At 38.9% G+C, this 23,608-nt stretch carries 23 protein-coding genes, 1 tRNA gene and 1 pseudogene; 20 read left to right on the forward strand and 5 right to left on the reverse strand.

What is annotated here, in order from left to right; genetic code table 11:
• The first annotated feature begins 2 nt into the window (after positions 1 to 2).
• The 4 genes from rapZ to JNUCC51_RS15855 all read left to right on the forward strand — a co-directional run bounded on the left by rapZ (position 3) and on the right by JNUCC51_RS15855 (position 3,268).
• The gene (rapZ, locus tag JNUCC51_RS15840; protein WP_337988828.1) at positions 3 to 896 is read left to right on the forward strand and encodes an RNase adapter RapZ; all 894 of its coding nucleotides are present in this window, start codon (positions 3 to 5) and stop codon (positions 894 to 896) included.
• A gap of 4 nt (positions 897 to 900) precedes the next feature.
• The gene (locus tag JNUCC51_RS15845; protein WP_049668977.1) at positions 901 to 1,884 is read left to right on the forward strand and encodes a gluconeogenesis factor YvcK family protein; all 984 of its coding nucleotides are present in this window, start codon (positions 901 to 903) and stop codon (positions 1,882 to 1,884) included.
• Between the two features lie 65 nt (positions 1,885 to 1,949).
• Complete coding sequence (gene whiA, locus JNUCC51_RS15850) at positions 1,950 to 2,897, forward strand: DNA-binding protein WhiA (protein ID WP_337988829.1); 948 nt, start codon at positions 1,950 to 1,952, stop codon at positions 2,895 to 2,897.
• A gap of 113 nt (positions 2,898 to 3,010) precedes the next feature.
• Positions 3,011 to 3,268 carry an HPr family phosphocarrier protein gene (locus JNUCC51_RS15855; protein WP_049668979.1) on the forward strand — a complete coding sequence of 86 codons (258 nt, stop codon included), beginning with the start codon at positions 3,011 to 3,013 and terminating at the stop codon, positions 3,266 to 3,268.
• Here the strand turns inward: JNUCC51_RS15855 and JNUCC51_RS15860 are convergent.
• On the reverse strand, positions 3,265 to 5,040 hold the full coding sequence (locus JNUCC51_RS15860) for a hypothetical protein (protein ID WP_337988830.1): 1,776 nt from the start codon (positions 5,038 to 5,040) through the stop codon (positions 3,265 to 3,267). The genes JNUCC51_RS15855 and JNUCC51_RS15860 overlap by 4 nt on opposite strands.
• An 87-nt stretch (positions 5,041 to 5,127) precedes the next feature.
• Positions 5,128 to 5,709 carry an ATP-dependent Clp endopeptidase proteolytic subunit ClpP gene (clpP, locus tag JNUCC51_RS15865; RefSeq protein ID WP_049668982.1) on the reverse strand — a complete coding sequence of 194 codons (582 nt, stop codon included), beginning with the start codon at positions 5,707 to 5,709 and terminating at the stop codon, positions 5,128 to 5,130.
• A 564-nt stretch (positions 5,710 to 6,273) separates the two neighbouring features.
• Between clpP and JNUCC51_RS15870 the strand changes: the two genes are divergently transcribed.
• From JNUCC51_RS15870 to JNUCC51_RS15885, 4 genes are all read left to right on the forward strand, one after another.
• Positions 6,274 to 6,348, forward strand: a tRNA-Arg gene (locus JNUCC51_RS15870).
• A 505-nt stretch (positions 6,349 to 6,853) separates the two neighbouring features.
• Entirely contained in the window at positions 6,854 to 7,642 is a 789-nt protein-coding gene (locus JNUCC51_RS15875; RefSeq protein WP_337988831.1) for a basic amino acid ABC transporter substrate-binding protein, read from the forward strand.
• Between the two features lie 231 nt (positions 7,643 to 7,873).
• Positions 7,874 to 8,578, forward strand: coding sequence for an amino acid ABC transporter permease (locus JNUCC51_RS15880; protein WP_100545909.1), 705 nt, complete (start codon positions 7,874 to 7,876; stop codon positions 8,576 to 8,578).
• Entirely contained in the window at positions 8,575 to 9,297 is a 723-nt protein-coding gene (locus JNUCC51_RS15885) for an amino acid ABC transporter ATP-binding protein (protein WP_337988832.1), read from the forward strand. Before JNUCC51_RS15880 ends, JNUCC51_RS15885 begins: the two co-directional genes overlap by 4 nt.
• A 63-nt stretch (positions 9,298 to 9,360) precedes the next feature.
• Here JNUCC51_RS15885 and JNUCC51_RS15890 read toward each other — a convergent pair whose 3' ends face one another.
• Entirely contained in the window at positions 9,361 to 9,975 is a 615-nt protein-coding gene (locus JNUCC51_RS15890; protein ID WP_337988833.1) for a spore coat protein, read from the reverse strand.
• A 195-nt stretch (positions 9,976 to 10,170) separates the two neighbouring features.
• On the opposite strand from JNUCC51_RS15890, the gene JNUCC51_RS15895 reads away from it, so the two are divergent.
• From JNUCC51_RS15895 to JNUCC51_RS15915, 5 genes and pseudogenes are all read left to right on the forward strand, one after another.
• Positions 10,171 to 10,752 (forward strand): LemA family protein, encoded by a 582-nt coding sequence (locus JNUCC51_RS15895; RefSeq protein ID WP_337988834.1) that lies wholly within the window; start codon positions 10,171 to 10,173, stop codon positions 10,750 to 10,752.
• Positions 10,752 to 11,516, forward strand: coding sequence for a TPM domain-containing protein (locus tag JNUCC51_RS15900; RefSeq protein WP_337988835.1), 765 nt, complete (start codon positions 10,752 to 10,754; stop codon positions 11,514 to 11,516). Before JNUCC51_RS15895 ends, JNUCC51_RS15900 begins: the two co-directional genes overlap by 1 nt.
• Before the next feature lie 212 nt (positions 11,517 to 11,728).
• Entirely contained in the window at positions 11,729 to 11,965 is a 237-nt protein-coding gene (locus JNUCC51_RS15905; RefSeq protein WP_134026149.1) for a glutaredoxin family protein, read from the forward strand.
• An 18-nt stretch (positions 11,966 to 11,983) separates the two neighbouring features.
• A pseudogene (locus tag JNUCC51_RS15910) lies at positions 11,984 to 12,591 on the forward strand (FMN-binding negative transcriptional regulator).
• Between the two features lie 381 nt (positions 12,592 to 12,972).
• A complete protein-coding gene (locus JNUCC51_RS15915) occupies positions 12,973 to 13,095 on the forward strand; it encodes a hypothetical protein (protein ID WP_269079340.1) in 123 nt (40 codons plus the stop codon).
• A 408-nt stretch (positions 13,096 to 13,503) separates the two neighbouring features.
• On the opposite strand, the gene JNUCC51_RS15920 is transcribed toward JNUCC51_RS15915, so the two are convergent.
• Positions 13,504 to 13,710, reverse strand: coding sequence for a transcription initiation factor TFIIIB (locus JNUCC51_RS15920; protein ID WP_337988836.1), 207 nt, complete (start codon positions 13,708 to 13,710; stop codon positions 13,504 to 13,506).
• Positions 13,711 to 14,034: 324 nt separating this feature from the next.
• Between JNUCC51_RS15920 and JNUCC51_RS15925 the strand changes: the two genes are divergently transcribed.
• The 7 genes from JNUCC51_RS15925 (at position 14,035) to JNUCC51_RS15955 (ending at position 22,617) form a co-directional block, all read left to right on the forward strand.
• Positions 14,035 to 15,063, forward strand: a complete 1,029-nt coding sequence (locus JNUCC51_RS15925; RefSeq protein ID WP_337988837.1) for a sugar-binding transcriptional regulator — start codon at positions 14,035 to 14,037, stop codon at positions 15,061 to 15,063.
• 128 nt (positions 15,064 to 15,191) lie between these two features.
• Positions 15,192 to 16,208, forward strand: a complete 1,017-nt coding sequence (gene gap / locus JNUCC51_RS15930; RefSeq protein ID WP_337988838.1) for a type I glyceraldehyde-3-phosphate dehydrogenase — start codon at positions 15,192 to 15,194, stop codon at positions 16,206 to 16,208.
• 429 nt (positions 16,209 to 16,637) lie between these two features.
• Positions 16,638 to 17,822: a phosphoglycerate kinase gene (locus JNUCC51_RS15935; protein ID WP_337988839.1), complete on the forward strand. Its 1,185-nt coding sequence runs from the start codon at positions 16,638 to 16,640 to the stop codon at positions 17,820 to 17,822.
• Between the two features lie 487 nt (positions 17,823 to 18,309).
• Positions 18,310 to 19,071 (forward strand): triose-phosphate isomerase, encoded by a 762-nt coding sequence (gene tpiA / locus JNUCC51_RS15940; protein ID WP_337988840.1) that lies wholly within the window; start codon positions 18,310 to 18,312, stop codon positions 19,069 to 19,071.
• The gene (gpmI, locus tag JNUCC51_RS15945) at positions 19,064 to 20,605 is read left to right on the forward strand and encodes a 2,3-bisphosphoglycerate-independent phosphoglycerate mutase (RefSeq protein WP_337988841.1); all 1,542 of its coding nucleotides are present in this window, start codon (positions 19,064 to 19,066) and stop codon (positions 20,603 to 20,605) included. Before tpiA ends, gpmI begins: the two co-directional genes overlap by 8 nt.
• Before the next feature lie 2 nt (positions 20,606 to 20,607).
• Complete coding sequence (gene eno, locus JNUCC51_RS15950) at positions 20,608 to 21,900, forward strand: phosphopyruvate hydratase (protein ID WP_337988842.1); 1,293 nt, start codon at positions 20,608 to 20,610, stop codon at positions 21,898 to 21,900.
• Between the two features lie 207 nt (positions 21,901 to 22,107).
• Entirely contained in the window at positions 22,108 to 22,617 is a 510-nt protein-coding gene (locus JNUCC51_RS15955; RefSeq protein ID WP_337988843.1) for a GNAT family N-acetyltransferase, read from the forward strand.
• A gap of 179 nt (positions 22,618 to 22,796) precedes the next feature.
• Here JNUCC51_RS15955 and JNUCC51_RS15960 read toward each other — a convergent pair whose 3' ends face one another.
• Positions 22,797 to 23,525 carry an SDR family NAD(P)-dependent oxidoreductase gene (locus tag JNUCC51_RS15960; RefSeq protein ID WP_337988844.1) on the reverse strand — a complete coding sequence of 243 codons (729 nt, stop codon included), beginning with the start codon at positions 23,523 to 23,525 and terminating at the stop codon, positions 22,797 to 22,799.
• Positions 23,526 to 23,608: the final 83 nt, after the last annotated feature.

The following is a 23,608-nucleotide window of genomic DNA, read 5'->3' on the forward strand; positions in this document are numbered from 1 at the left end:
GCATGACAGTGGTGGTTGAAGGCCTAAAAGGTACACATGAATTGGTTATTATTACAGGAATGTCTGGAGCTGGGAAAACTGTAGCTATTCAAAGCTTTGAGGATTTGGGTTATTACTGTATTGATAATTTACCACCCGCGTTACTCACAACATTTTTAACCCTACTAAGGGATTCGGGTAAAAATATAACACGTATAGCAGCTGTCATGGATATGCGTGGTGGCGACTTTTTTGATTCTCTTATCGGTGCTCTCGACCATATTCTTAAAGAAGGCGATATAGTTGCACGAATATTATTTTTAGATGCAGATGATGCAGCTTTAGTTAGACGTTATAAAGAAACAAGACGTGCACATCCATTGGCTGTAAATGGTTTGCCATTAGATGGTATTAAACAAGAACGTAAGCTTTTATCCGAAGTAAAGGGTCGCGCTAAATTTGTCTATAATACATCTAATATGAAGCCTAAAGAGCTACGTGAAAAAATCGCTAAAGAATTTGCCAGTGATGCAGATAATATTTTCTCAGTAAATATCATGTCTTTTGGATTTAAGCATGGTATGCCGATAGATGCCGACTTAGTATTTGATGTCCGTTTTTTAAAAAATCCGTATTATGTTGAAGAGTTACGCCATAAAACGGGTTTACAAACTGAGGTATCTTCTTATGTTCTGGCACTTGAAGATACGCAAACACTCATTCAAAAACTAACGGATTTGTTTGAATTTATGATCCCGCTCTATAGACAAGAGGGCAAATCACAACTTGTCATTGCTTTTGGATGTACTGGAGGACAGCATCGTTCAGTAACATTAGCAGAGTATTTTGGGGCATATTTAGCTGGAAAGGAAAACACTGTTATTACGCATCGTGACATCAATCGTAGAAAGGATTGAGTGAATGGGAAAGAAGCGAACAAAGCTTGTTGTAATTGGTGGTGGTACGGGGCTTTCTACGTTATTACGAGGGCTCAAGCACCACCCATTTGATATTACTGCAATTGTGACAGTAGCAGATGATGGTGGTTCTTCAGGACGCTTACGAGATGACTATGATATTCCGCCACCTGGTGATGTCCGTAATGTGATCGCTGCCTTATCGGATGTTGAGCCACTTGTGGAGCAAATGTTTCAATACCGATTTTCTGCATCGGAAGATTTACGTGGGCATTCATTAGGTAATTTAATGCTGACTGCTTTAACAGATATTACCGGCGATTTTAACCATGCTATTAGTGAAATGGGAAAGGTTTTAAAGGTTCATGGTCGCGTCATACCAGCAGCCAACAAAAAGATAAATTTACATGCTGAGCTTGAAGACGGTTCAATCATTGAAGGGGAATCTAAAATTCCAAAGGCTAAAAAACGAATTAATCGAGTTTTTTTAGTACCTGAAAACGTGCAACCGCTACCAGAGGCTATTCGAGCAATCAATCGTGCAGATTATATTTTAATTGGGCCAGGAAGTTTATATACAAGCATTATTCCGAACCTTCTTGTGAAAGCAATTGGAGAAGCTGTTGTTAAGGCTAAAGGAAGAAAAATTTACGTTTGTAATTTAATGACTCAAAAAGGTGAAACCATTTCCTATACAGCAGGCGATCATGTTGAAGCTTTATATAAACATGTTGGAGATTCTTTCATTGATTCTATATTGGTAAATGATGTAAAATTGCCTCATCCTGTAAAAGAACTGTATAAGGAAGAGTGTGCTGAGCCAGTAACATTTGATGTTGCAAAGCTTGAAAGTATGGGATTAGAAGTTATTAAACGAGATATTGCCACGATTCGCCCAGATGGGACGGTTCGACATAATGCTACAAACGTTGCGAAATGGCTTGTAGATTACGCAAATATCTATGAACAAGAAGTTAGTGAATTATAAAGCGCTTATTGTATATGATAAGATGAACATATACATAGAACAAAAGGTTGAAAGGAGGGCGTGATATGTCTTTTGCTTCTGAAACGAAAAAAGAGTTAACTCAAATAGAAGCGGACAATCATTGTATGAAAGCAGAAGTATCTGCCCTAATTCGTATGAATGGTTCATTATCCTTTGCTAATAAACAGTTAAGCTTAGACGTACAAACTGAAAACGCAGCAATCGCAAGAAGACTTTATACAATTATGAAGAAGCTATATCCATATAATGTAGAGTTACTTGTTAGAAAAAAAATGCGTTTGAAAAAAAATAACGTATACATTTGCCGTGTAAGAGAAGGTGCTCGTGAGCTACTGATTGATTTAGAAATCATCTCAGACGACTTTCAATTTAATCATACTATTTCTCGAAAGCTCATTAAAAAGAGTGGTCAAAAAAGAGCATATTTACGAGGTGCATTTTTAGCTGGTGGCTCTGTCAACAATCCAGAAACATCAGCCTACCATTTAGAAATTTATTCATTATATAAAGAGCACGGCGAGGCTTTAATGGATTTAATGAATGAGTTCGAGCTAAATGCAAAAACAATTGAACGAAAAAAAGGCTTTGTCACTTATTTAAAAGAAGCGGAAAAAATTTCTGATTTCCTTAATATTGTTGGAGCTCATCAAGCAATGATGAAATTCGAAGACGTACGCATATTGCGAGACATGAGAAATAGTGTCAATCGCATCGTCAATTGTGAAACAGCGAACTTAAATAAAACAATAGGCGCAGCATTACGTCAAGTAGAGAATATCCGATTTATTGAAAATTCTATAGGTCTAGATCAATTGCCAGACAAACTTCGTGAAATTGCACGATTACGAGTAGAATACCAAGATGTAACGCTAAAAGAACTTGGTGAAATGGTATCAAGTGGAACGGTTAGTAAATCCGGTGTCAATCATCGATTACGGAAAATCGATGAAATAGCCGATGCATTAAGAAGCGGAGAAAAAATTGGTGGTTAAATTTTCATACTTTTCAGGTATGGATTTAATGCGTAATCGCGTATTGTTCTTTTGCTAGTAAGTAAGGTAAGATAAAAATAATAGATGAACGGTAGTAAAGGAGAGTTTTAAGAATGACCGAGAGAAGAGTCCATGTAAAATTAAAATTAGGACTACAGGCTAGACAAGCAGCGTTATTTGTACAAGAAGCAAACCGTTTTAGCGCGGATATCTTTCTAGAGAAAGACGAGAAAAAAGTTAATGCTAAATCAATTATGGGTGTCATGAGCTTAGCCATTGCAAAAGGAACTGAGGTTGTACTTAGCGGCGCTGGTAACGATGCTGAGCAAGCGGTTACAGCATTAGCAGCACTAATCGAAAAAGAAGATTAAAAAAACAATAATGCGAAAACTGTCCAGCAGTAAAACTTACATGCTGGACAGTTTTTTTTTGCGCTTTTGTACAGCATAAAAAGTCTTGGAAGAAGAGATGGAACGACAGAAAGAGAGGGCGAGGCGACGGAAGAAGAGCCGCGGCGGAAAGAAGAGCCGGAATGACGGTAGGAGACGCCGAAGCGACGGAAAGAAAAGCCAGAGTGATGGAAAGAAGAGTAGGAGTGACGGAAGGAAACGCCGAAGCGACGGAAAGAAGAGCCTAGGTGACGGAAAGAAAGGCCGGGATGACGGAAAGAAGAGTAGGAGTGACGGAAAGAAGAGTCAGAGCGACGGAAAGAAGAGTCGAAGCGACGGAAAGAAAAGCCGGAGTGACGGAAAGAAAAGGCTACGACGGAAAGAAAGGTCGAAGCGACGGAAAGAAGAGCTGGAACGACGGAAAGAAGAGTCGAAGCGACGGAAAGAAAAGCCGGAGTGACGGAAAGAAAAGGCTGCGACGGAAAGAAAGGCCGAAGCGACGGAAAGAAGAGCTGGAACGACGGAAAGAAGAGTCGAAGCGACGGAAAGAAAAGCCGGAGTGACGGAAAGAAAAGGCTGCGACGGAAAGAAAGGCCGAAGCGACGGAAAGAAGAGTTGGAACGACGGAAAGAGAAAGCAGCGACGGAAAGAAGAGCTGAGGCGACGGAAAAAAGGCCAAAGTGACGGAAAGAAGAGCCGAGGCGACGGAAAGAAAAGGCAGCGACAGAAAGAAGAGCCGAGGCGACGGAAAGAAAAGGCAGCGACAGAAAGAAGAGCCGGAACGACGGAAAGAAGAGTCGAAGCGACGGAAAGAAAAGGCTACGACGGAAAGAAAAGGCTACGACGGAAAGAAAGGTCGAAGCGACGGAAAGAAGAGCTGGAACGACGGAAAGAAGAGCCGGAACGACGGAAAGAAGAGTCGAAGCGACGGAAAGAAAAGCCGGAGTGACGGAAAGAAAAGGCTGCGACGGAAAGAAAGGCCGAAGCGACGGAAAGAAGAGTTGGAACGACGGAAAGAGACGGCTACGACGGAAAGAAAAGCCGAGGCGACGGAAAGAAAGGCTGCGGCGGAAAGAAGAGCCGGAATGACGGAAGGAAGAGTCGAAGCGACGGAAAGAAGAGTCGAAGCGACGGAAAGAAAAGCCGGAGTGACGGAAAGAAAAGGCTGCGACGGAAAGAAAGGCCGAAGCGACGGAAAGAAGAGTTGGAACGACGGAAAGAGAAAGCAGCGACGGAAAGAAGAGCTGAGGCGACGGAAAAAAGGCCAAAGTGACGGAAAGAAGAGCCGAGGAGACGGAAAGAAAAGGCAGCGACAGAAAGAAGAGCCGGAACGACGGAAAGAAGAGTCGAAGCGACGGAAAGAAAAGCCGGAGTGACGGAAAGAAAAGGCTACGACGGAAAGAAAGGTCGAAGCGACGGAAAGAAGAGCTGGAACGACGGAAAGAAGAGTCGAAGCGACGGAAAGAAAAGCCGGAGTGACGGAAAGAAAAGGCTACGACGGAAAGAAAGGTCGAAGCGACGGAAAGAAGAGCTGGAACGACGGAAAGAAGAGTCGAAGCGACGGAAAGAAAAGCCGGAGTGACGGAAAGAATGGCCAAAGCGACGGAAGGAAACGTCGGAGTGACGGAAAGGAAGGCCGAAACGACGGAAAGAAGAGTCGAAAAATCCGGAATGATGGATAGCAGAGCCAAAGTTGTGGATAGAAACGTCAAAATGATGGATAGAGTAGCCAAAATCGTGGATAGAAACGCCAAAATGATGGATAGCCCTTCAAATCATACATACATTGGATATCGAACAAAAAAAGACATCTCAGATATGATCTGGGATGCCTTTAACTTTTATTTGCGTTCCATAATTTGGTCGATTAAGCCGTATTCTTTTGCACGCTCAGCAGTCATGAAGTTATCGCGGTCTGTATCTCTTGCAATGACTTCAAGTGGTTGACCAGTGCGTTCTGATAAAATTCCATTTAATTTTTCACGTAAGAATAAAATACGTTTTGCAGCGATTTCGATTTCAGTTGCTTGACCTTGTGCACCGCCAAGTGGTTGGTGAATCATTACTTCAGCATTCGGTAATGCGAAACGTTTACCAGGTTCACCAGCAGCAAGTAGGAAAGCACCCATAGATGCTGCCATTCCGATACAAATTGTTTGTACTTGTGGCTTGATAATTTGCATTGTGTCATAAATTGCCATACCTGCAGTGATAGATCCACCTGGTGAGTTAATGTAAAGATGGATATCTTTTTCTGGATCTTCTGCTTGTAGGAATAGAAGTTGAGCAACAATTGAGTTAGCAACGTTGTCGTCAATTGCACTTCCTAATAAGATGATACGGTCTTTTAGTAGTCGTGAATAGATGTCATAGGCACGTTCACCACGACTTGTTTGTTCAATAACTGTAGGAATTAAATTCATGTTAAATCCTCCTTAAAAAACTAAATTCGGTTACTTTTGCTGAAAACTTCCTTTGTATTTCAGCTGTATCCTTATCATACACATTATAGTCAGGGAAGGTCAAATATTAACCCTGTTAAAGTAAAATAATTTAAATCAATTTCACCTTGCAGTAATGTAACTGGGCGCATCACTTTCGCTACAGAAAACATTTGCCGCTGACGCATTGCCTTTGCCTTGGCTGCAAAAACATTTACCGTTGTCGCTTCGCTTCCACGCCGATAGAGAATGCTGAGGACGCCCTCTTCGCACAGATAAACAGTGTGCTCGCATAATTAAAAATCCGTGACATCCGCTGGAGGATTGTCTATATTCTCTAGGTATTTTGACACTAATTGAATAAAGATAAAAAAAGTTAAAATGTTTTGCATTCTATAGTTGAAATATGAGCCATACGTTTGTATAATTGATAAGGTCATAAGTTAAAGTACAGTACACTATTTTGCAGGTATGCTTCACATGAGGGTTATCTACATCATGCTTTTTCGTAAAGCCTAGGGTGAGTACTTTTTTTTTTGTTTAATTGCCCTCGTGGTGTAATGGATAACACGTAAGATTCCGGTTCTTGCACTGGGGGTTCGATTCCCTCCGAGGGCGCCATTTTACTGATTATTTGATATACTTTAATAACTCAATTCTCCTAATAAGTAGTTTAGCAGCCTGCTTAGTGGGGAAATGAGAAGGAAAAATAATGGTAATATTGCCTAGTAGGCATTATTCCCGTATTTGTTCCTTTCAAACCTTCAAGAAAGCAACAACTCCAAATTATTTTTTAGTGAACATACTGTACGTGAGGACTAGTTATTCTAGTCGAAGAAAAAGAATCCTATCTGAGGGGATTCTTTTTTTTTGTAAAAATATCTAACTTTAGCATAATTAATGGATGTATAAATATTCATTATTTATGTTATTTTTGGTTTATTAAGCTTATTTTTACTACATAAAACTGATTTGAATAAATTATTATTAAATAATAATTACTTTTATGCAAAATGATATTGTCTAAAGAGACTAATGTCACTATAATTGACCTAATAGTCTAATATTTCCGAATTAATAAAATATTAATCGTGTTTCGGAAAAAATCGAATTAGGGGGAGTAGATATGAAAAGAAGTTTATCTGTGTTACTTGCGGTCTTAGCAGCATTTGCGCTAGCTCTAGCGGGTTGTGGTGCGAAAGAAAAGACATCATCGGGTGGCGAATCATCTGGAGATGGTAAGAAAGTTTATAAAGTAGGGACAGAAGCGACTTTTGCACCATTCGAATCACTTGATGATAAAGGAAATGTTGTAGGATTTGATGTTGATATTTTGCAGGCGATTGCAGATGAAATGGGCTTTGAAGTAGAATGGCAAAATATTGGATGGGAGCCTGTATTCCAAACGGTTAAAAATGGTGAAACAGATATCGGTGCAGCAGGGATCTCAGTAAATGAAGAGCGTAAGGAAACTTTTGACTTTACAGATCCATATTTTGAATCTCAATTATTAATTGTTGTAAAAGAAGATTCTAAGGTTAAATCGTTAGCAGATTTAAAAGATAAAAAGATTTCAGTACAAATTAATGCAACAGGCCATCAAGCTGCGAAAAAGCTACAAGGTGATTCAAGTCCAAATATTATGGCGTTTGAAAATCAGCCAGTTGCTATCAAAGAAATGTTAAATGGCAACGTAGATGCGACGATTGGTGATAATGCGGTAATTTATGAATATATCAAAGCTCACCCAACGGAGAAGCTTAAAGTTATCGAAGATGATGCTTTTGAAAAAGAATACTATGGATTTATGGTTCAGAAGGGGAATACAGAGCTTTTAAATAAGTTAAATGAAGGTCTGAAAAAGATTAAAGAGAACGGAAAATTAAAAGAAATTACAGGTATAGACTTTAAGTAATAAACGACTTTATGAAGGGGTTGTCCTAAAAGAAATTCTATATATTGAAAAAAGGTAAAAATTAGCGCAGACTCCTCTGTGAAATAGAGGACAAGACCCAGCTGAGATGGTGTAAAACTGATTTTACGACTGGAGTACACTGATGCGGATTTTTACTATTTACAAATTTCTTATGAGGGACCTTTTAGGCAACTCCTCATTTAATTTTTAAAGGGGAAGTGGGGTTTTCGGATGGACATCTTTGACTTACGCTGGGACATAGTCTGGAACTACCGTGATATGTTTATACGTGGTATTGGTGTGACGCTAATTTTAACGCTTAGTGGTTATTTTGGTGGAATCCTTTTAGGACTATTTTTAGGACTTGGGAAATTATCGACTAGAAAATGGATTTATTGGCCATGTAAGCTATATGTAGATTTATTCCGTGGGACACCGATGCTCGTACAAATTTTATTAATTCACTTAGCTTTGATACCGACAATTTTTGGACATTCATTAGGCTATATGGTTTCAGGGATTACGGCGCTTATCTTAAACTGTGCGGCGTACAATGCAGAAATTTTCCGCGCAGGTATTCAAAGTATTGCTAAAGGACAAATGGAGGCAGCGCGTTCTCTTGGCTTAACGCATAACCAAGCGATGAGAAAAGTTATTTTACCACAAGCTTTTAGACGTATGATTCCACCGTTAGGCAATGAATTTATTGCTTTATTAAAAGATTCATCTTTAGTAACAGTTATTGCGGCACCAGATATTTTATATGCAAGTAAGATCGTGGCCGGAGCTAGCTACCGTTTTTGGGAACCATATATAGTTGCGGCGTTACTATATTTAATTTTAACGTATGGTGTAACAAAGATTGTAGCGTTTATCGAAAAACGACTTAGTAATAGCTATGTCCCTCGTAAGGCAGAAGGGCGGGAAGCACGATGATTAAAATTGAAAATTTACACAAATATTTTGGCAAACTGGAAGTGTTAAAGGGCATTGATTATGAAATACAGGAAAAGCAAGTTGTCTGTGTTATAGGTCCATCAGGCTCAGGGAAAAGTACATTTTTACGTTGTATCAATATGCTAGAAGACGTAACAGATGGTGCAATTTATATCAAGAATGTAAAAATTAATGAGCCAAAAACAAATATTAATGCTATTCGAGCTGAAGTAGGTATGGTGTTTCAACAGTTTAATTTATTCCCGCATATGACAGTCATCGATAATGTAACGATGGCTCCGATGCAAATCCGTAAAATGAGTAGGACAGAAGCAGAAGCACTTGGACATGAGCTGTTGAAAAAGGTTGGTCTTGATAGTAAGGCTTATAACTATCCTGAGCAGCTTTCGGGCGGTCAGCAGCAACGCGTTGCCATTGCCCGTGCCTTAGCGATGAAACCAAAGGCTATTTTATTTGATGAGCCGACTTCGGCACTAGACCCCGAAATGGTAAAAGAAGTATTAGATGTAATGAAAAATTTAGCGGCTGAAGGTATGACCATGATAGTAGTAACACATGAAATGGGCTTTGCTCGTGAAGTTGGAGATCGTGTTGTTTTTATGGATGGTGGCTATATTGTCGAAGAGGGATCGCCGGAAGAGATTTTCGGTAATCCACAAAATGAACGAACGAAAGCATTTTTAGGAAAAGTTTTATAGTTTGAACAAGAGCAGTCCCGTATGTGATTACGATCACACTGGGACTGCTCTTGTTTTTTATAATTAATGAAGGGGATTTGTTGTAGTGCCGTATGCATTAAGCATCGTTTGCATATCTTGTTGAGAAAATTGAGGTACTTGATAGTAGCCATGCATATTTTGGTAAATAGATAATTCGTATGCCATTTCAATGCAGTTGGGAATACTATCTGCAACAACACGTCGGACAACAGGGTTTGTAGTTTCTGTTGCTGAAGCAGTCATGGCTTTTGCTATACCTTTTTGAGCGCCAAGTAAGAAGCCAGAAATACATTCATCGCTGAGCTCATTTGCATTCTGCATTGGCTTTTTAGGTTGGCCAGGTTGTAGTCCGTATTTGAAATCATTTCCTGTCTCCATTTGATAGCGACCTGTTGGAACAGATGGATCATGACCTGTGGTATATGATTCCACAATTGTGTTATACATACCTAATGTGAAATTATATTGGCGATCCAAAATGCTTAGCAACTCTGTGTCCTTAACATGTGGACGGAAAACAATAGATTGATTCATACAAGCAATGATTGCACCTATTGTTTCATGCAAGTCCATTTGCTCATGTCCACCATGATTTAGGCTTTGTTGTTGGTTAAATGATGTTTGGTTTGATGATTCGTTATGAAACGATTGTGTCAAAAAAAGCGCCTCCTAAATATCATAGTTTGTTACAGTATTAAGTATGGCACGTTAGACAATTTTCATACGGTATTAATGTATTTGCATATATTTAGAATAGAGATGTTTTTTCCTGCACATTAGTGGTAAGAAAAAAGAAAGGCTTATCGCCAAAATATGGATGGTAGCTAAAAGAAAGCGAAGGAGGGTTTAGAATTGAAAAAAATATTTGGACCTATAGGAATATTCGTTATTATTTTAGTTATACTGGCCTTACTATTTATTCCAAAATACAATAGTCTTGTAACGGCTGAGGAAAGCGTAGAATCGAAATGGGCTCAGGTTGAAAATCAGCTACAACGTCGCTATGATTTGATTCCGAACTTGGTGGAATCTGTAAAAGGATACGCCAACCATGAGAAAGAAGTAATCGCTAGCATTACAGATGCACGTGCACAAATGGGTAGTGCACATAGTCCAAAGGAACAGGCGGTTGCCAATGATGCCTTGAACGGAGCACTAAGTCGATTGCTAGTAGTCGTAGAAAATTATCCGAATTTAAAGGCAGATGCAAATTTCCGTCAATTAATGGATGAATTAGCTGGGACAGAAAATCGCTTAGCAGTTGCCCGAGAAGATTACAACAATGAAGTGCAGGCTTTTAATAAAACGGTCAAACGTTTCCCGGGCAATTTAATTGCAGGGATATTTGGTTTTGAACAGAAAGAATACTTTAAAGCAACTGCGGGTGCTGAAAAAGCGCCATCTATAGATTTTAGCAGTTCAGGTAAACAATAATGAAACGGTTTATAATCCAACTTGCAATTGTTAGTATCATATTTATTCTATCTACAAGAATTGCTGATGCCACAATGCTGACACCGATGAAAAATACGTATATTCATGATTTTGCCAATGCGTTATCTACATCCGTAAAGGAAGAGCTCAATAATTTTTCAGAGCAGTTAGACAAAGGTACAGGTGCTGAAATTATGGTTGTAACAGTAGATACTATAAATGGAGAAGAACCGAAAATGTATGCAACAAAAATGATTCGTTCATGGGGTATTGGCGATGCAAAAAAAAATAATGGTGTTTTGATATTAGCAACATTTGGGCAGGGCGATGGCAATAATGATGTCGTCATTGCTGTAGGTCAAGGTCTCGAAGGAGCATTACCTGATGGCAAGTTGGGGCGCATTTTAGATACAGCGTTTTATCCAAATGCAAGTGATGGGGATATTGATAAGGCATTTAAAGCAACGTACGCTGAAGTATTTCAAACTGTTGCGAAAGAATACAATTGGGATGGAGAAATGCCTAAAAATACAGCCGATAATGAAGGAATGCCAACGTGGATGTTTATATTAATCGTTATCATCGTACTTATTGTTTATTCAATTAGTTCTAACGGTAGAGGAGGAGGACCACGTTCTGGTAGACGTGGCGGTTTTCCTGGTGGCTTTATGGGTGGTTTCGGAGGAGGCGGCTCTGGGGGCGGTGGCTTTGGCGGATTTGGAGGCGGCTCATCTGCTGGTGGAGGAGCAAGTCGGAAATTTTAACTTAGATAGCCACCTGAAAAAAATAATATGATAGAAGACTGTGTAAGAAGTATCTTGCACAGTCTTTTCTAATTAGAGGCCCAAAAAGAAACCAAAGTTTTAAGAGTGGGAAATCAGAGCCATTTTTGTTGTGGCTTTTGTAAGGGCTTTACACTTTCTTGCTTATAAATAGCTGTTTCATTTTATAATAGCTCTTAAGGGAGGTGCTGTAGTTGAACGTGAAATTTTTTAGTCGAGATAATTGTGGACTTTGTGTAGATGGACTGCTTACATTAAAGCTTGTACAGGAGGATATAAATTTCGATATTGAAATTATTAATATTGAAGAAGACGAGAGCATACATGAAAAGTATATGTTAATGATTCCGGTAGTAGAAAAGGATGGGCGAGTGATACAATACGGCAATTTGGATTACGCAACGCTTATGGAGCATTTGTGTAGCGAATAACAAAGGGGGATCTGCTAAATGTACATACCAGTGGCTTTTAAAATGAAGGAAATGTCCGATTGATAGAAGTGATTCAGGAGAACGGTTTTGCAACACTCTTTTCAACTCATGAAGGAATACCAGTTGCTACACATCTCCCGTTATTGTTGAATGATACAAAGGACTGCTTAATTGGGCATTTTGCAAAAGGGAATCCTCAATGGAAGGATATTGAAAATCAAAAGGTTTTAGCAATATTTCATGGGCCGCATTGCTACATATCTCCATCGTGGTATGAAACAAATCAAGCTGTCCCAACATGGAATTATGTAGCAGTACATGTTTATGGAGAAATCGAGCTTATTGAAAACGATGAGGAATTATTGAACTCCTTTAACAACATGATTAAAAAATATGAACATCCGAACAGCACATATAGCCTAACTCAGGTAGATGAGCGGCTTGTAAGCAATTTAAATAAAGGAGTTCAGGGCTTTAAAATAAAAAACTTAAGTATGGAAGGTAAGAAGAAGTTAAGTCAGAATCATTCTAATGAAAGACAGCAATTAGTAATTCAAAAATTAGAAGAAATTGAACATAACAATGAGCAGCAAATCGCTCATTTAATGAAACAAAACATTAAGTGAATCCAAAAAGTTCCGCATTTTTCCTGCTATGTATGTGGCGGTGAAGATAGAGCGGAATTTTTTTATTTTCTTTCTGCGGGGGGATCAAACATCTGAACCTGCCGCTACGCTTTCGCGCAAAATACATTGTGGCCTAAAGCCTTCAGAGGATGTTACTTTTACCCTGATTTTCAGTGATAATAACCACAATTCACAAATTGTTCAATGAAAACGTTTAGAATTTGAACAGTTTGTGAAGACCTTCACATTAGGCTTTATTTTTCGGAAAATAGGAGTAGAATAGGAATCAGTAAGAGGTTGTTATAAAACAGTTTATCAAAAGTATCACATTTTTAGTGGTTGTTATATTACAAAAACATATAGTTGAAGGGAGATTTTACAATGTGGGTTATTACAGTATTTGAGAAAAAGGACGTTCGTATTTTTGAATACACAAATAAAAGTGAAGCAACAAAAGCTTTAGGCGGATTTAAGAAAAACGCAATTTTATCTTACACAAAATAAGCTAACAAAAACTCGTAGCCATGACAATTTGGTTACGGGTTTTTTCTTAATGCTAGTTACTATACACGATATTTAGAGTAATCAGACCCACTACCATAACGTGGGGGGATTTCCGTTCCGGCTGGGCGCTTTCCTGGGGGCGTCCGATGAGCCGCTTCACTCGCGTTGCTCGCTCTAGGGTCTCATCTGTTCTGTGACGCTGATCCCCAAGGAGTCGCCCAGCCTCCACTCCAATCACCAATCACCAATTAATTCTTATTGCAATTGTCTGTCTTTCTGTGAAAAAAGCTCATCTAAACCTTAGCGTATCCACAATTAGGCCACTATGCTTAAAATGAAATACAACGAACTCTAATTCCGGCATATTAATAACGAAACTTTCTATTTAGTTTTATTTACAATTTTCCCTCAAAAAAGTGTTCCCTTAAATTTCTCAGGTTTTTTTACATAGCTTTCGATTATAAATCCACATTCTGTGCAAATAATATATTCAACAGCTGAACCTATACTCATCTTATTTTCAGGATGGATTACTCCATATCCACTTTGCTTTCCTTTCCCTAATTCCTTCCCACCACATTTTGGACACTCTAATGCTTTCGTAGAATTCTTCAATTTGAAACCCTCCCTGTGTATATGTAAGCTAGCTATTTTTCTGATATATCCTATTATCTATTATTACGAACAAACTGTAAATCTGTTCCATTCCATTCAACACTTTCATAATTGAATAATTGAGAGCTTGATTTCACGTCTAATAATTCTTTCACTTACTAAACGGTTTTATTATTTTTTAAACAGCTTTATTGTAAATTAAACAGGTTTTTTGTCACTTTACTTTATTTATAAAGAGTATTATAATGAAGTTGTAAGTGGGACATAATTTTGTGTAGTGGGACTAAATGTAACCCACATCTATTGAAAAGGGAGTAGATGAATATGTTTTCTGTACCTGAGGCGCAGCAAAGGCTACTTCCAGAAATGTATCCGCTTCTACAATCGAGATATCGTATTTTACAAACGGTTCAGCTGATGCAGCCAATTGGGCGTCGTACACTTGCAGATTCACTTAAAATGACCGAACGAGAAATTCGTAAAGAAACGGATATTTTACGTGAGCAAGGGTTATTAGATTCTCAAAAGTCGGGTATGGTATGTACAGACGAAGGCGAAGTAGTTATTGATAAGCTTCGAACACTAGTCTATGAATGGTCTGGCCTTACACAGCTAGCTAAATTACTGGAAAACCATTTTGGCTTACAGCATGTAATTGTTGTTCCAGGTGATTACAATGAAGACGATACGATATTAACATTGCTTGGAAAAGAGGCAGCGCAACAATTTATGTCAACATGCGTTGATGGTCAAATCGTAGCTGTTACTGGTGGTAAGTCGGTTGCATCACTTGCGCAATTTTTGCATCCAGCTGATTCACACAACATCACATTTGTTGCTGCTCGTGGGGGTATTGGACATGAAATGCAAATGCAAGCCAATACACTTGTCTCGGCATTTGCCATGCAGATGGATGCACAGTATCGCACGTTGTTTTTACCGGAGCATTTAAGTGAGCAGGCCTATCATGCAATGTTAGCAGAGCCAATGGTCACTGAAATGATGAATTATTATGATCATGCAGATTGTGTTATTCATGGTATTGGCTCGGCAGAGGAAATGGCTGTTCGGCGTAATTCGTCGCCTGAGGATTTACGGATACTCGAAGAAAAGGGTGCAGTTAGTGAAGCATTTGGCTACTATTTCAATGCAGAAGGCGAAATTGTACATCGGATTCGAACAATCGGTATTCAGTTTGAGCAAGTGCAAAGAAGTAAGCAAGTCATTGCAGTTGCTGCTGGTAAACAAAAAGTAAAGGCAATGCTATCGTATTTTAAGGTAGCACCAAAGCAAACCATTTTTATAACGGATGAGGTAGCGGCAAAAGCTATCGCCGAAAGTTTATCTTCTTAATAAATTAACTTGGAACTCGTATTTCAGTGGGTGCAACAACACTCTCTGAATGAGAATAAAGCCAATTGCGGATATTATAAATGTCCGAGGCAAAATTAATTATTTAAACAATATTGGAGGAATTGACAATGGCATTAAAATTAGCGATTAACGGATTTGGACGTATTGGACGATTAGTATTTCGTGAAGCTATGAAGCACGATGAATTTGAAGTGGTTGCAGTAAACGACCTAACAGATGCAGGTCAGCTTGCACACTTATTAACTTATGATTCAGTACACGGTATCTACGATGCTGATGTTTATGCAGACGGCGATTCTTTCGTAGTAAATGGAAAAAACATTAAAGTTTATGCAGAAAAAGATCCTGCAAATTTACCTTGGGGTGAACTAGGTGTAGATGTAGTACTTGAATGTACAGGTAGATTCCGCTCAATGGAAGAAGTAGGTAAGCATATTCAAGCGGGTGCTAAAAAAGCTATTCTTTCAGCTCCAGCGAAGGGTGATATGCCAACGTTTGTTATGGGTGTTAACCATGAGGATTATAACCCTGAAACAGATGATGTCATTTCAAACGCTTCTTGTACAACGAACTGTCTAGCACCAGTTGCAAAAATACTTGATGAAAAATTTGGAATTGAGCGTGGTATGATGACGACAATTCACTCTTATACAAACGATCAACGTATCCTTGACTTCCCGCACTCTGACCCACGTCGTGCACGTGCTGGAGCAGTGTCAATGATTCCAACAACAACAGGTGCAGCAGTAGCAGTTTCTAAAGTATTACCTCAATTAAAAGGTAAATTAGATGGCTTCTCTATGCGTGTACCGACACCGAATGTTTCATGTGTTGACTTAGTAGTGGAGCTAAAAGCAGAAGTAACGAAAGAATCCATTAATGCTGCATTAAAAGAAGCTTCAGAAAACGAGCTTAAAGGTATTTTAGGATACAATGAACTACCATTAGTTTCAATTGACTACAATGGTAACCACAACTCTTCAACTGTAGATGGTCTTTCTACAATGGTATTAGAAAATAGTATGGTAAAGGTACTAGCATGGTATGATAACGAAATTGGTTACTCTACTCGTTTAATGGACTTAGCTTTATATATCGCGGAAAAAGGATTAAACACTAAATAAGTGTCATAATTCGATAACTTAAGTAAAAAGTGTGACATAATACAGCTTTTTGCGCACAAAAAGTATAGCCTTTATAATATCTAGAAGATATAATATACAAGGGTAATGGGAGTAAGGGAAATTTACCCTTACTCCTTTTTTATACGTAATATAAGGCGGTCACGTGACTGCTTATGTAATTGCAAGACATAGAACGTGACTTTTGCTACTATAAAAGCAAGTAAAAGGGTACTTCACCATAACGTGGGTTGATTTCCGCTCCGACTGGGTGCTGGATGATATTAGCTGAATAAGCTTGTTAAACAGAATCAATCCTATGTAATGATGGACCAACTATTTTTATCTAATACAGTTAAGTGAATGATGTGAGGAGCCAAGATGGGTGAATCCAGAAAATTCACGACTAAAAACTTTGAAGGGGGTTTCTACATGTTAAATAAGAAGACGATGAAAGATATTGATGTAAAAGGTAAGCGCGTATTTGTACGTGTTGATTTTAATGTACCGATGGCAGATGGTGCGATTACTGACGAAACACGTATTCGAGCAGCAATTCCTACAATTGAATATTTAGTGGAACAAGGTGCCAAAGTAATTTTAGCCTCTCACTTAGGACGTCCAAAGGGTGAAGTAAAAGAGGATATGCGCTTAACTGCAGTAGGTGTACGTTTAGCTGAATTAATGGGCAAGCCCGTTACAAAATTAGAAGAGTCAATTGGTCAAGAGGTAGAAGAAGCTGTTGCAAACATGCAAAATGGCGACATGATTTTACTTGAAAATGTACGCTTCCACGCTGGAGAAGAGAAAAATGATCCAGCATTAGCTGAACAATTTGCAAAATTAGCGGACGTTTATGTTAATGATGCGTTCGGTGCAGCTCACCGTGCACACGCTTCAACTGAAGGAATCGCCAAGCATGTACCAGCAGTATCTGGTTTCCTTATGCAAAAGGAATTAGATGTGCTAGGTAAAGCATTGTCTAACCCGGAGCATCCATTTACAGCGATTATCGGTGGTGCCAAAGTTAAAGACAAAATTGGTGTTATTGAAAGCTTATTAGAGAAAGTAGACCACTTAATTATCGGTGGTGGTTTATCATTCACATTCATTAAAGCGCAAGGTCATGATATCGGTAAATCTTTATTAGAAGAAGATAAAATCGATTTAGCAAAATCCTTTATTGAAAAAGCAAAGGCAAAAGGCGTGCAATTACATATGCCAATCGATGCCGTTGTCGCAAACGAATTTTCAAAAGATGCTGAAACACAAATTGTAGATGTAGACGCTATTCCAGCGGACTGGATGGGCTTAGATATTGGTCCGAAAACAGCTGCTAAATATGCAGAAGTTATTAAAAATTCTAAATTAATCATTTGGAATGGACCAATGGGTGTTTTTGAAATGGATAAATTCGCGAATGGTACAAAAACTGTAGCTGACGCTATGGCGACAACAGCTGGTTATACAGTAATCGGCGGCGGAGATTCTGCAGCAGCAGTAGAGAAATTTGAAGTTGCCGATAAAATGGACCATATTTCTACAGGTGGCGGTGCATCACTTGAATTAATGGAAGGAAAAGAGCTTCCTGGAATTGTGGCTTTAAACGATAAGTAAAACATTAACTTCTTTCAGTAGGTGTCTTAATACCCGCTGAAATAGAGGAACTCAGTCTAAGAGCGCCACGTCCTGTGGCAATTTATCTGTGCGAAAGCGAAGCGACAGCAACACGGTTTTATCTGTGCGAAAGCGAAGCGACAGCAACACGGTTTTATCTGTGCGAAAGCGAAGCGACAGCAACACGGTTTTATCTGTGCGAAAGCGAAGCGACAGCAACAACACACGACTGAGTGACCAACTTCGTGTTGCTGACGCTACGTTGCACTGCGCTTTCGCACAAAAAACATCTGTTGGCCTAAAGCCTCCGGCGGATGTCACGGAATCGGAAAGGAGTGCTTATAGGATGTTAGCCTAAAATCATCGCATCCATGCGATAACGGCTAACTGACCTACATCACGCAGGCCTAAGCACAAAGCCGATTCCGGACGCAATTTGCCGAGGCATAATTGATTTAATGAATAAAAAACATAGGAGGCAAGAATGATGCGTAAACCAATTATTGCAGGTAACTGGAAAATGTATAAAACATTTGAAGAGGCTATTCAGTTTGTTGATGCGGTACAGGACAAACTTCCTTCAAATGATAAAGTAGACGCTGTTGTTTGTGCACCAGCACTTTACCTACCTACACTTGTGCAAGTTGCTAGTGAATCTGAGCTAGCGATTGGTGCACAAACGATGCATTATGAAAACGAAGGTGCATTCACAGGAGAAATTAGTCCAGCTCAGCTAGCAAGCGTGGAAGTAGACTATGTTATTTTAGGACACTCTGAACGACGTGAATATTATAATGAAACAGATGAAGCAATCAATAAAAAGGTTGCAGCAGCACTAGCGCACAATATTGTACCTATTATTTGCTGTGGCGAAACGCTTGAGGAACGTGAAGCGGGGACTACTGAGCAAAAGGTTGCTCATCAAATTACAGTAGCACTTGCTGGATTTGGAGCACAAGAAGTGGAGCATATGGTGATCGCCTATGAACCTATTTGGGCAATCGGTACAGGTAAAACGGCTACAGCAGAAGATGCTAACCAAGTATGCGGAGCAATTCGTGCGGTAGTGAAGGAATTATATAATGCTGAAACGGCAAATGCTGTACGTATTCAATACGGCGGTAGCGTAAAACCTGAGAACATTCAGGAATTATTATCAAAAGAGCATATCGATGGCGCTTTAGTCGGTGGTGCAAGTTTACAACCAGAATCATATTTAAAATTATTGGAGGCGGCAGCAAATGCCTAAAAAGCCAGTAGCATTAATTATTCTAGATGGCTTTGCATTTCGCAACGAAACTTTCGGAAATGCAGTAGCACAAGCAAACAAGCCTAACTTCGATTATTTTTGGAATGAGTTTCCACATTCAACCTTAACTGCAGCAGGTGAAGCGGTAGGGTTACCAGATGGTCAAATGGGGAACTCTGAAGTTGGACACTTAAATATCGGTGCTGGACGTATTGTTTATCAAAGCTTAACACGCTTAAACAAATCTATTCGTGAAGGAGATTTCTTTACGAATAAAGCATTTTTGGATGCAATAGCACATGCTAAGGCTCATCAATCTAAGCTTCATATCATGGGCTTACTTTCAGATGGTGGCGTACATAGCCATTATGAGCATATGTTTGCACTATTAAAGCTTGCAAAACAACAAGGCTTAGACGAAGTTTTTGTACATGGTTTCTTAGATGGTCGTGATGTTGGACCGACAACAGCTTTAGGCTATGTTGAAGAAACTGAAAAACAAATGAAGGAAATTGGCGTAGGTAAATTCGCTTCTATTCATGGTCGTTATTATGCAATGGATCGTGATAAACGCTGGGATCGTGTAGCCCTTACGTACAATGTACTAGTAGATGGTGTTGGTCAAACAGCTGACAGCGCAGCAAGTGGTGTAGCTGAATCATATGAGCGTGATGTAACAGATGAGTTTGTAATTCCATTTAGCGTTCAAGAGCATGGAGAAGCAGTGGCAACAATTGACGATAATGACGCAGTTATTTTCTTCAACTTCCGCCCTGACCGTGCGATTCAACTGTCTAAAGTGTTTACAAATAGTGAATTTGATGGTTTTGCTTTATCAGCTAAACATCCAAAGAATTTAAAATTTGTGTCATTCACACACTACAGTGATGAAGTAAATGCTCAAGTTGCGTATGAAAACGACAACTTAAAAAATACGATTGGTGAAGTGTTAGCTTCTAATGGCAAAACGCAGCTTCGTATTGCAGAAACAGAAAAGTATCCACATGTTACATTCTTTATGAGTGGTGGTCGTGAGGAGAAATTTGAAGGGGAAGAGCGTATTTTAATTGCATCTCCAAAAGTTGCAACATACGATTTAAAACCTGAAATGAGTGCTTATGAAGTAACAGAAGCATTACTTGCAGAGATTGCAGCTGATAAATTTGATGGCATTATTCTTAATTTCGCTAACCCAGATATGGTTGGGCATAGCGGAATGTTAGAGCCAACAATCAAGGCTATTGAAGCAGTAGATGAATGTCTTGGTAAAGTAGTAGATGCAATCCTTGCAAAAGGTGGCGCAGCTATTATTACAGCTGACCATGGTAACTCTGATGAAGTTCTTACTTTAGAGGGGAATCCAATGACAGCTCATACAACAAATCCTGTTCCAGTAATTGTGACAAAACCGAATTTAATGTTAAGAAATGGTGGCATTTTAGCCGATTTGGCGCCAACCATGTTAGAATTATTAGAGGTGTCACAACCTTCTGAAATGACAGGTCAATCATTAATTGAAAAAGAGGAGAATTAATTATGCCATTTATTACACAAATTTATGCGCGCGAAGTTTTAGACTCACGTGGGAATCCAACGGTAGAAGTTGAAGTATTTACAGAATCAGGTGCTTTTGGACGCTCAATCGTACCATCAGGTGCATCTACAGGTGAATACGAGGCAGTAGAATTACGCGACGGTGACAAATCTCGTTACCTAGGCAAAGGTGTATTAAAAGCAGTTGAAAATGTAAACACAATTATTGCTCAAGAGCTAGAAGGTAACTACTCAGTACTTGATCAAGTAGTAATCGACAAAGCTTTAATCGAGCTAGACGGCACAGAAAACAAAGGTAAACTAGGTGCCAACGCCATTCTAGGTGTATCAATGGCAGTTGCACATGCTGCGGCAGATTACTTAGATGTACCTCTTTATCAATATCTTGGTGGATTTAACTCAAAACAACTACCAGTACCAATGATGAACATCATTAATGGTGGCGCTCACGCTGACAACAACGTGGACATTCAAGAATTCATGGTAATGCCTGTAGGCGCAGAATCATTCCGTCATGCATTACGTATGGGTGCTGAAATCTTCCATAGCTTAAAAGCAGTACTTAAAGCTAAAGGCTATAATACAGCTGTAGGTGATGAAGGTGGTTTCGCACCAAACCTTGGTTCTAACGAAGAAGCCATTACTGTAATTTTAGAAGCAATCGAAAAAGCTGGCTATAAACCAGGTGAAGAAGTAAAACTTGCAATGGACGTTGCTTCATCTGAATTATTCAATAAAGAAGATGGCAAATATCACTTAGAAGGTGAAGGTGTTGTCAAAACTTCTGAAGAAATGGTTGAATGGTACGAAGAGCTTACAAATAAATACCCAATCATCTCTATTGAAGATGGCTTAGACGAAAACGACTGGGCAGGACACAAATTATTAACAGATCGTATTGGCTCTCGTGTACAACTAGTAGGCGACGATCTATTCGTAACAAATACGAAAAAATTAGCAGCTGGTATTGAGCAAGGTGTTGGTAATGCAATCCTTATCAAAGTAAACCAAATCGGTACTTTAACAGAAACATTTGAAGCAATCGAAATGGCAAAACGCGCTGGTTACACAGCAGTTATCTCTCACCGTTCTGGTGAATCTGAGGATGCAACAATTGCTGATATCGCAGTTGCTACAAACGCTGGTCAAATCAAGACAGGTGCTCCATCACGTACAGACCGCGTAGCTAAATACAACCAACTTCTTCGCATCGAAGACCAACTTGGTTCAACAGCTGAGTACCTTGGTTTAAAATCTTTCTATAACTTAAAATAAGCTATTACTTATAGCTTCACGAAGATCGTCTCAAAGGTATACAAATACTTTTGAGGCGATTTTTTTTGTTGCTCGGGCGGGTTGAGGAAAGGTATGCAAGTGCAAAGCTTAGCCCGTTATTATATATTTAATTCATCAGTAAAACATACATTACTTTTAGAGAACAAACTTAGAAAATAGAGAAACAATATTGAAAGGAGAATGACTATGAAAATTTTTGAAACAGAACGACTTGCCCTTCGCTTACAAACAACAGATGATGCAGATTTTATCCTTGAGCTAGTGAATGATCCTTCTTGGTTGCAGTTCATTGGTGATCGCGGTGTGAGAACAGTGGAGGAGGCATGTGAATATATAGAAAATGGACCAAATCGCATGTATGAGCAATTTGGATTTTGTCTTTATTTAGTTGAAAGAAAAGAAGATCAAGTCCCCCTTGGAATTTGTGGTTTAGTAAAAAGAGAGTCTTTAGAAGATGTGGATATTGGTTTCGCTTTTCTACCTAAATATTGGGGAAAAGGATACGCCTATGAAGCAGCCTCAGCAACATTGGCTTATGGTATAGATATACTAGGGTTAAATCGTATTGTAGCTATCACATCTCAAGATAATGAAGCTTCGGCCAAGCTACTCGAAAAAGTAGGTTTGAAGTTTGAGAGATTAATCCAGTTTTCCGATGATGCTGAAGAACTTAGACTTTTTTCATTTGGTAATTGAACAGAGAAGGGAAGTAAGAGAATTACTTTCTACGTGGGTTGTTCATGATTTAATGCATATTGCTCAAATCGTTCGAGTAATGCGATATTCTATTTTATATTTTGAAGCCACAAAAAGATGTTTACTGATGGATTATTACAAACAGTAAACATCTTTTCAATAATTAAGGTAATCTATTCTTACATAGTTTGACCATTATCTACTGTTATGATTTGTCCTGTTAGTGACTTTTGAAGAAGTGTATAACAAATGGTTTCAGCAATGTCCTCAGGTGTGGAAATTCTTTTCAATAGAATATTTCCAGCTAGGGCTTCCATTTTTTCTTCATTTCCCTTCCACCATCTTGTACCAACAGCACCGGGAGCAATACTATTAATTCTTATGTCTGGTGCTAGCGAAAACGCAAGTGATTTTGTTAATCCATGAACAGCCGATTTTGTTACTGCATATGGGACGGAGGAGCCTAAGCCGGTTATGCCTGCTACACTTCCAACATTAACAATTGCTGAATCTTCTCCTTTTTTTAAATAAGGTACTGTTGCTTTAATACAGTAAAATGTTCCTTTAACATTTGTTTTCCAAAGTTTATCCCAGATTTCATCAGTTGCCCCATCAAAATTATCAATAGCTAATTGATGCGTAATACCAGCATTGTTAACGAGATAATCTAACTTTCCAAACTTTTGAATACAAGCTAGAATCATTTCTTTCACTTGACGTTCATCACTAATATCTGCCTGATACAACATCCCGGGATTTGATAATTGATTGTAAGTATCCTGTGCTTCTTGAAATGATTTTGAATAATTTACAACCACCTTAGCGCCTAGAGAAGATAGCTTTATACAGGTTGCACTCCCGATTCCTGTTGCACCACCAGTTACCAATACCACTTTATTTTTAAACAAAGTTTTCCACCTCTTTTATATCATTATTTCTATCATTCAGATTACATTTAATAGCGTTCCCTGTTATATAGGCACTTTTAAAG

The sequence above is a fragment of the Lysinibacillus sp. JNUCC 51 genome, from assembly GCF_015999525.1.
GTDB classification, from domain to species: domain Bacteria; phylum Bacillota; class Bacilli; order Bacillales_A; family Planococcaceae; genus Lysinibacillus; species Lysinibacillus xylanilyticus.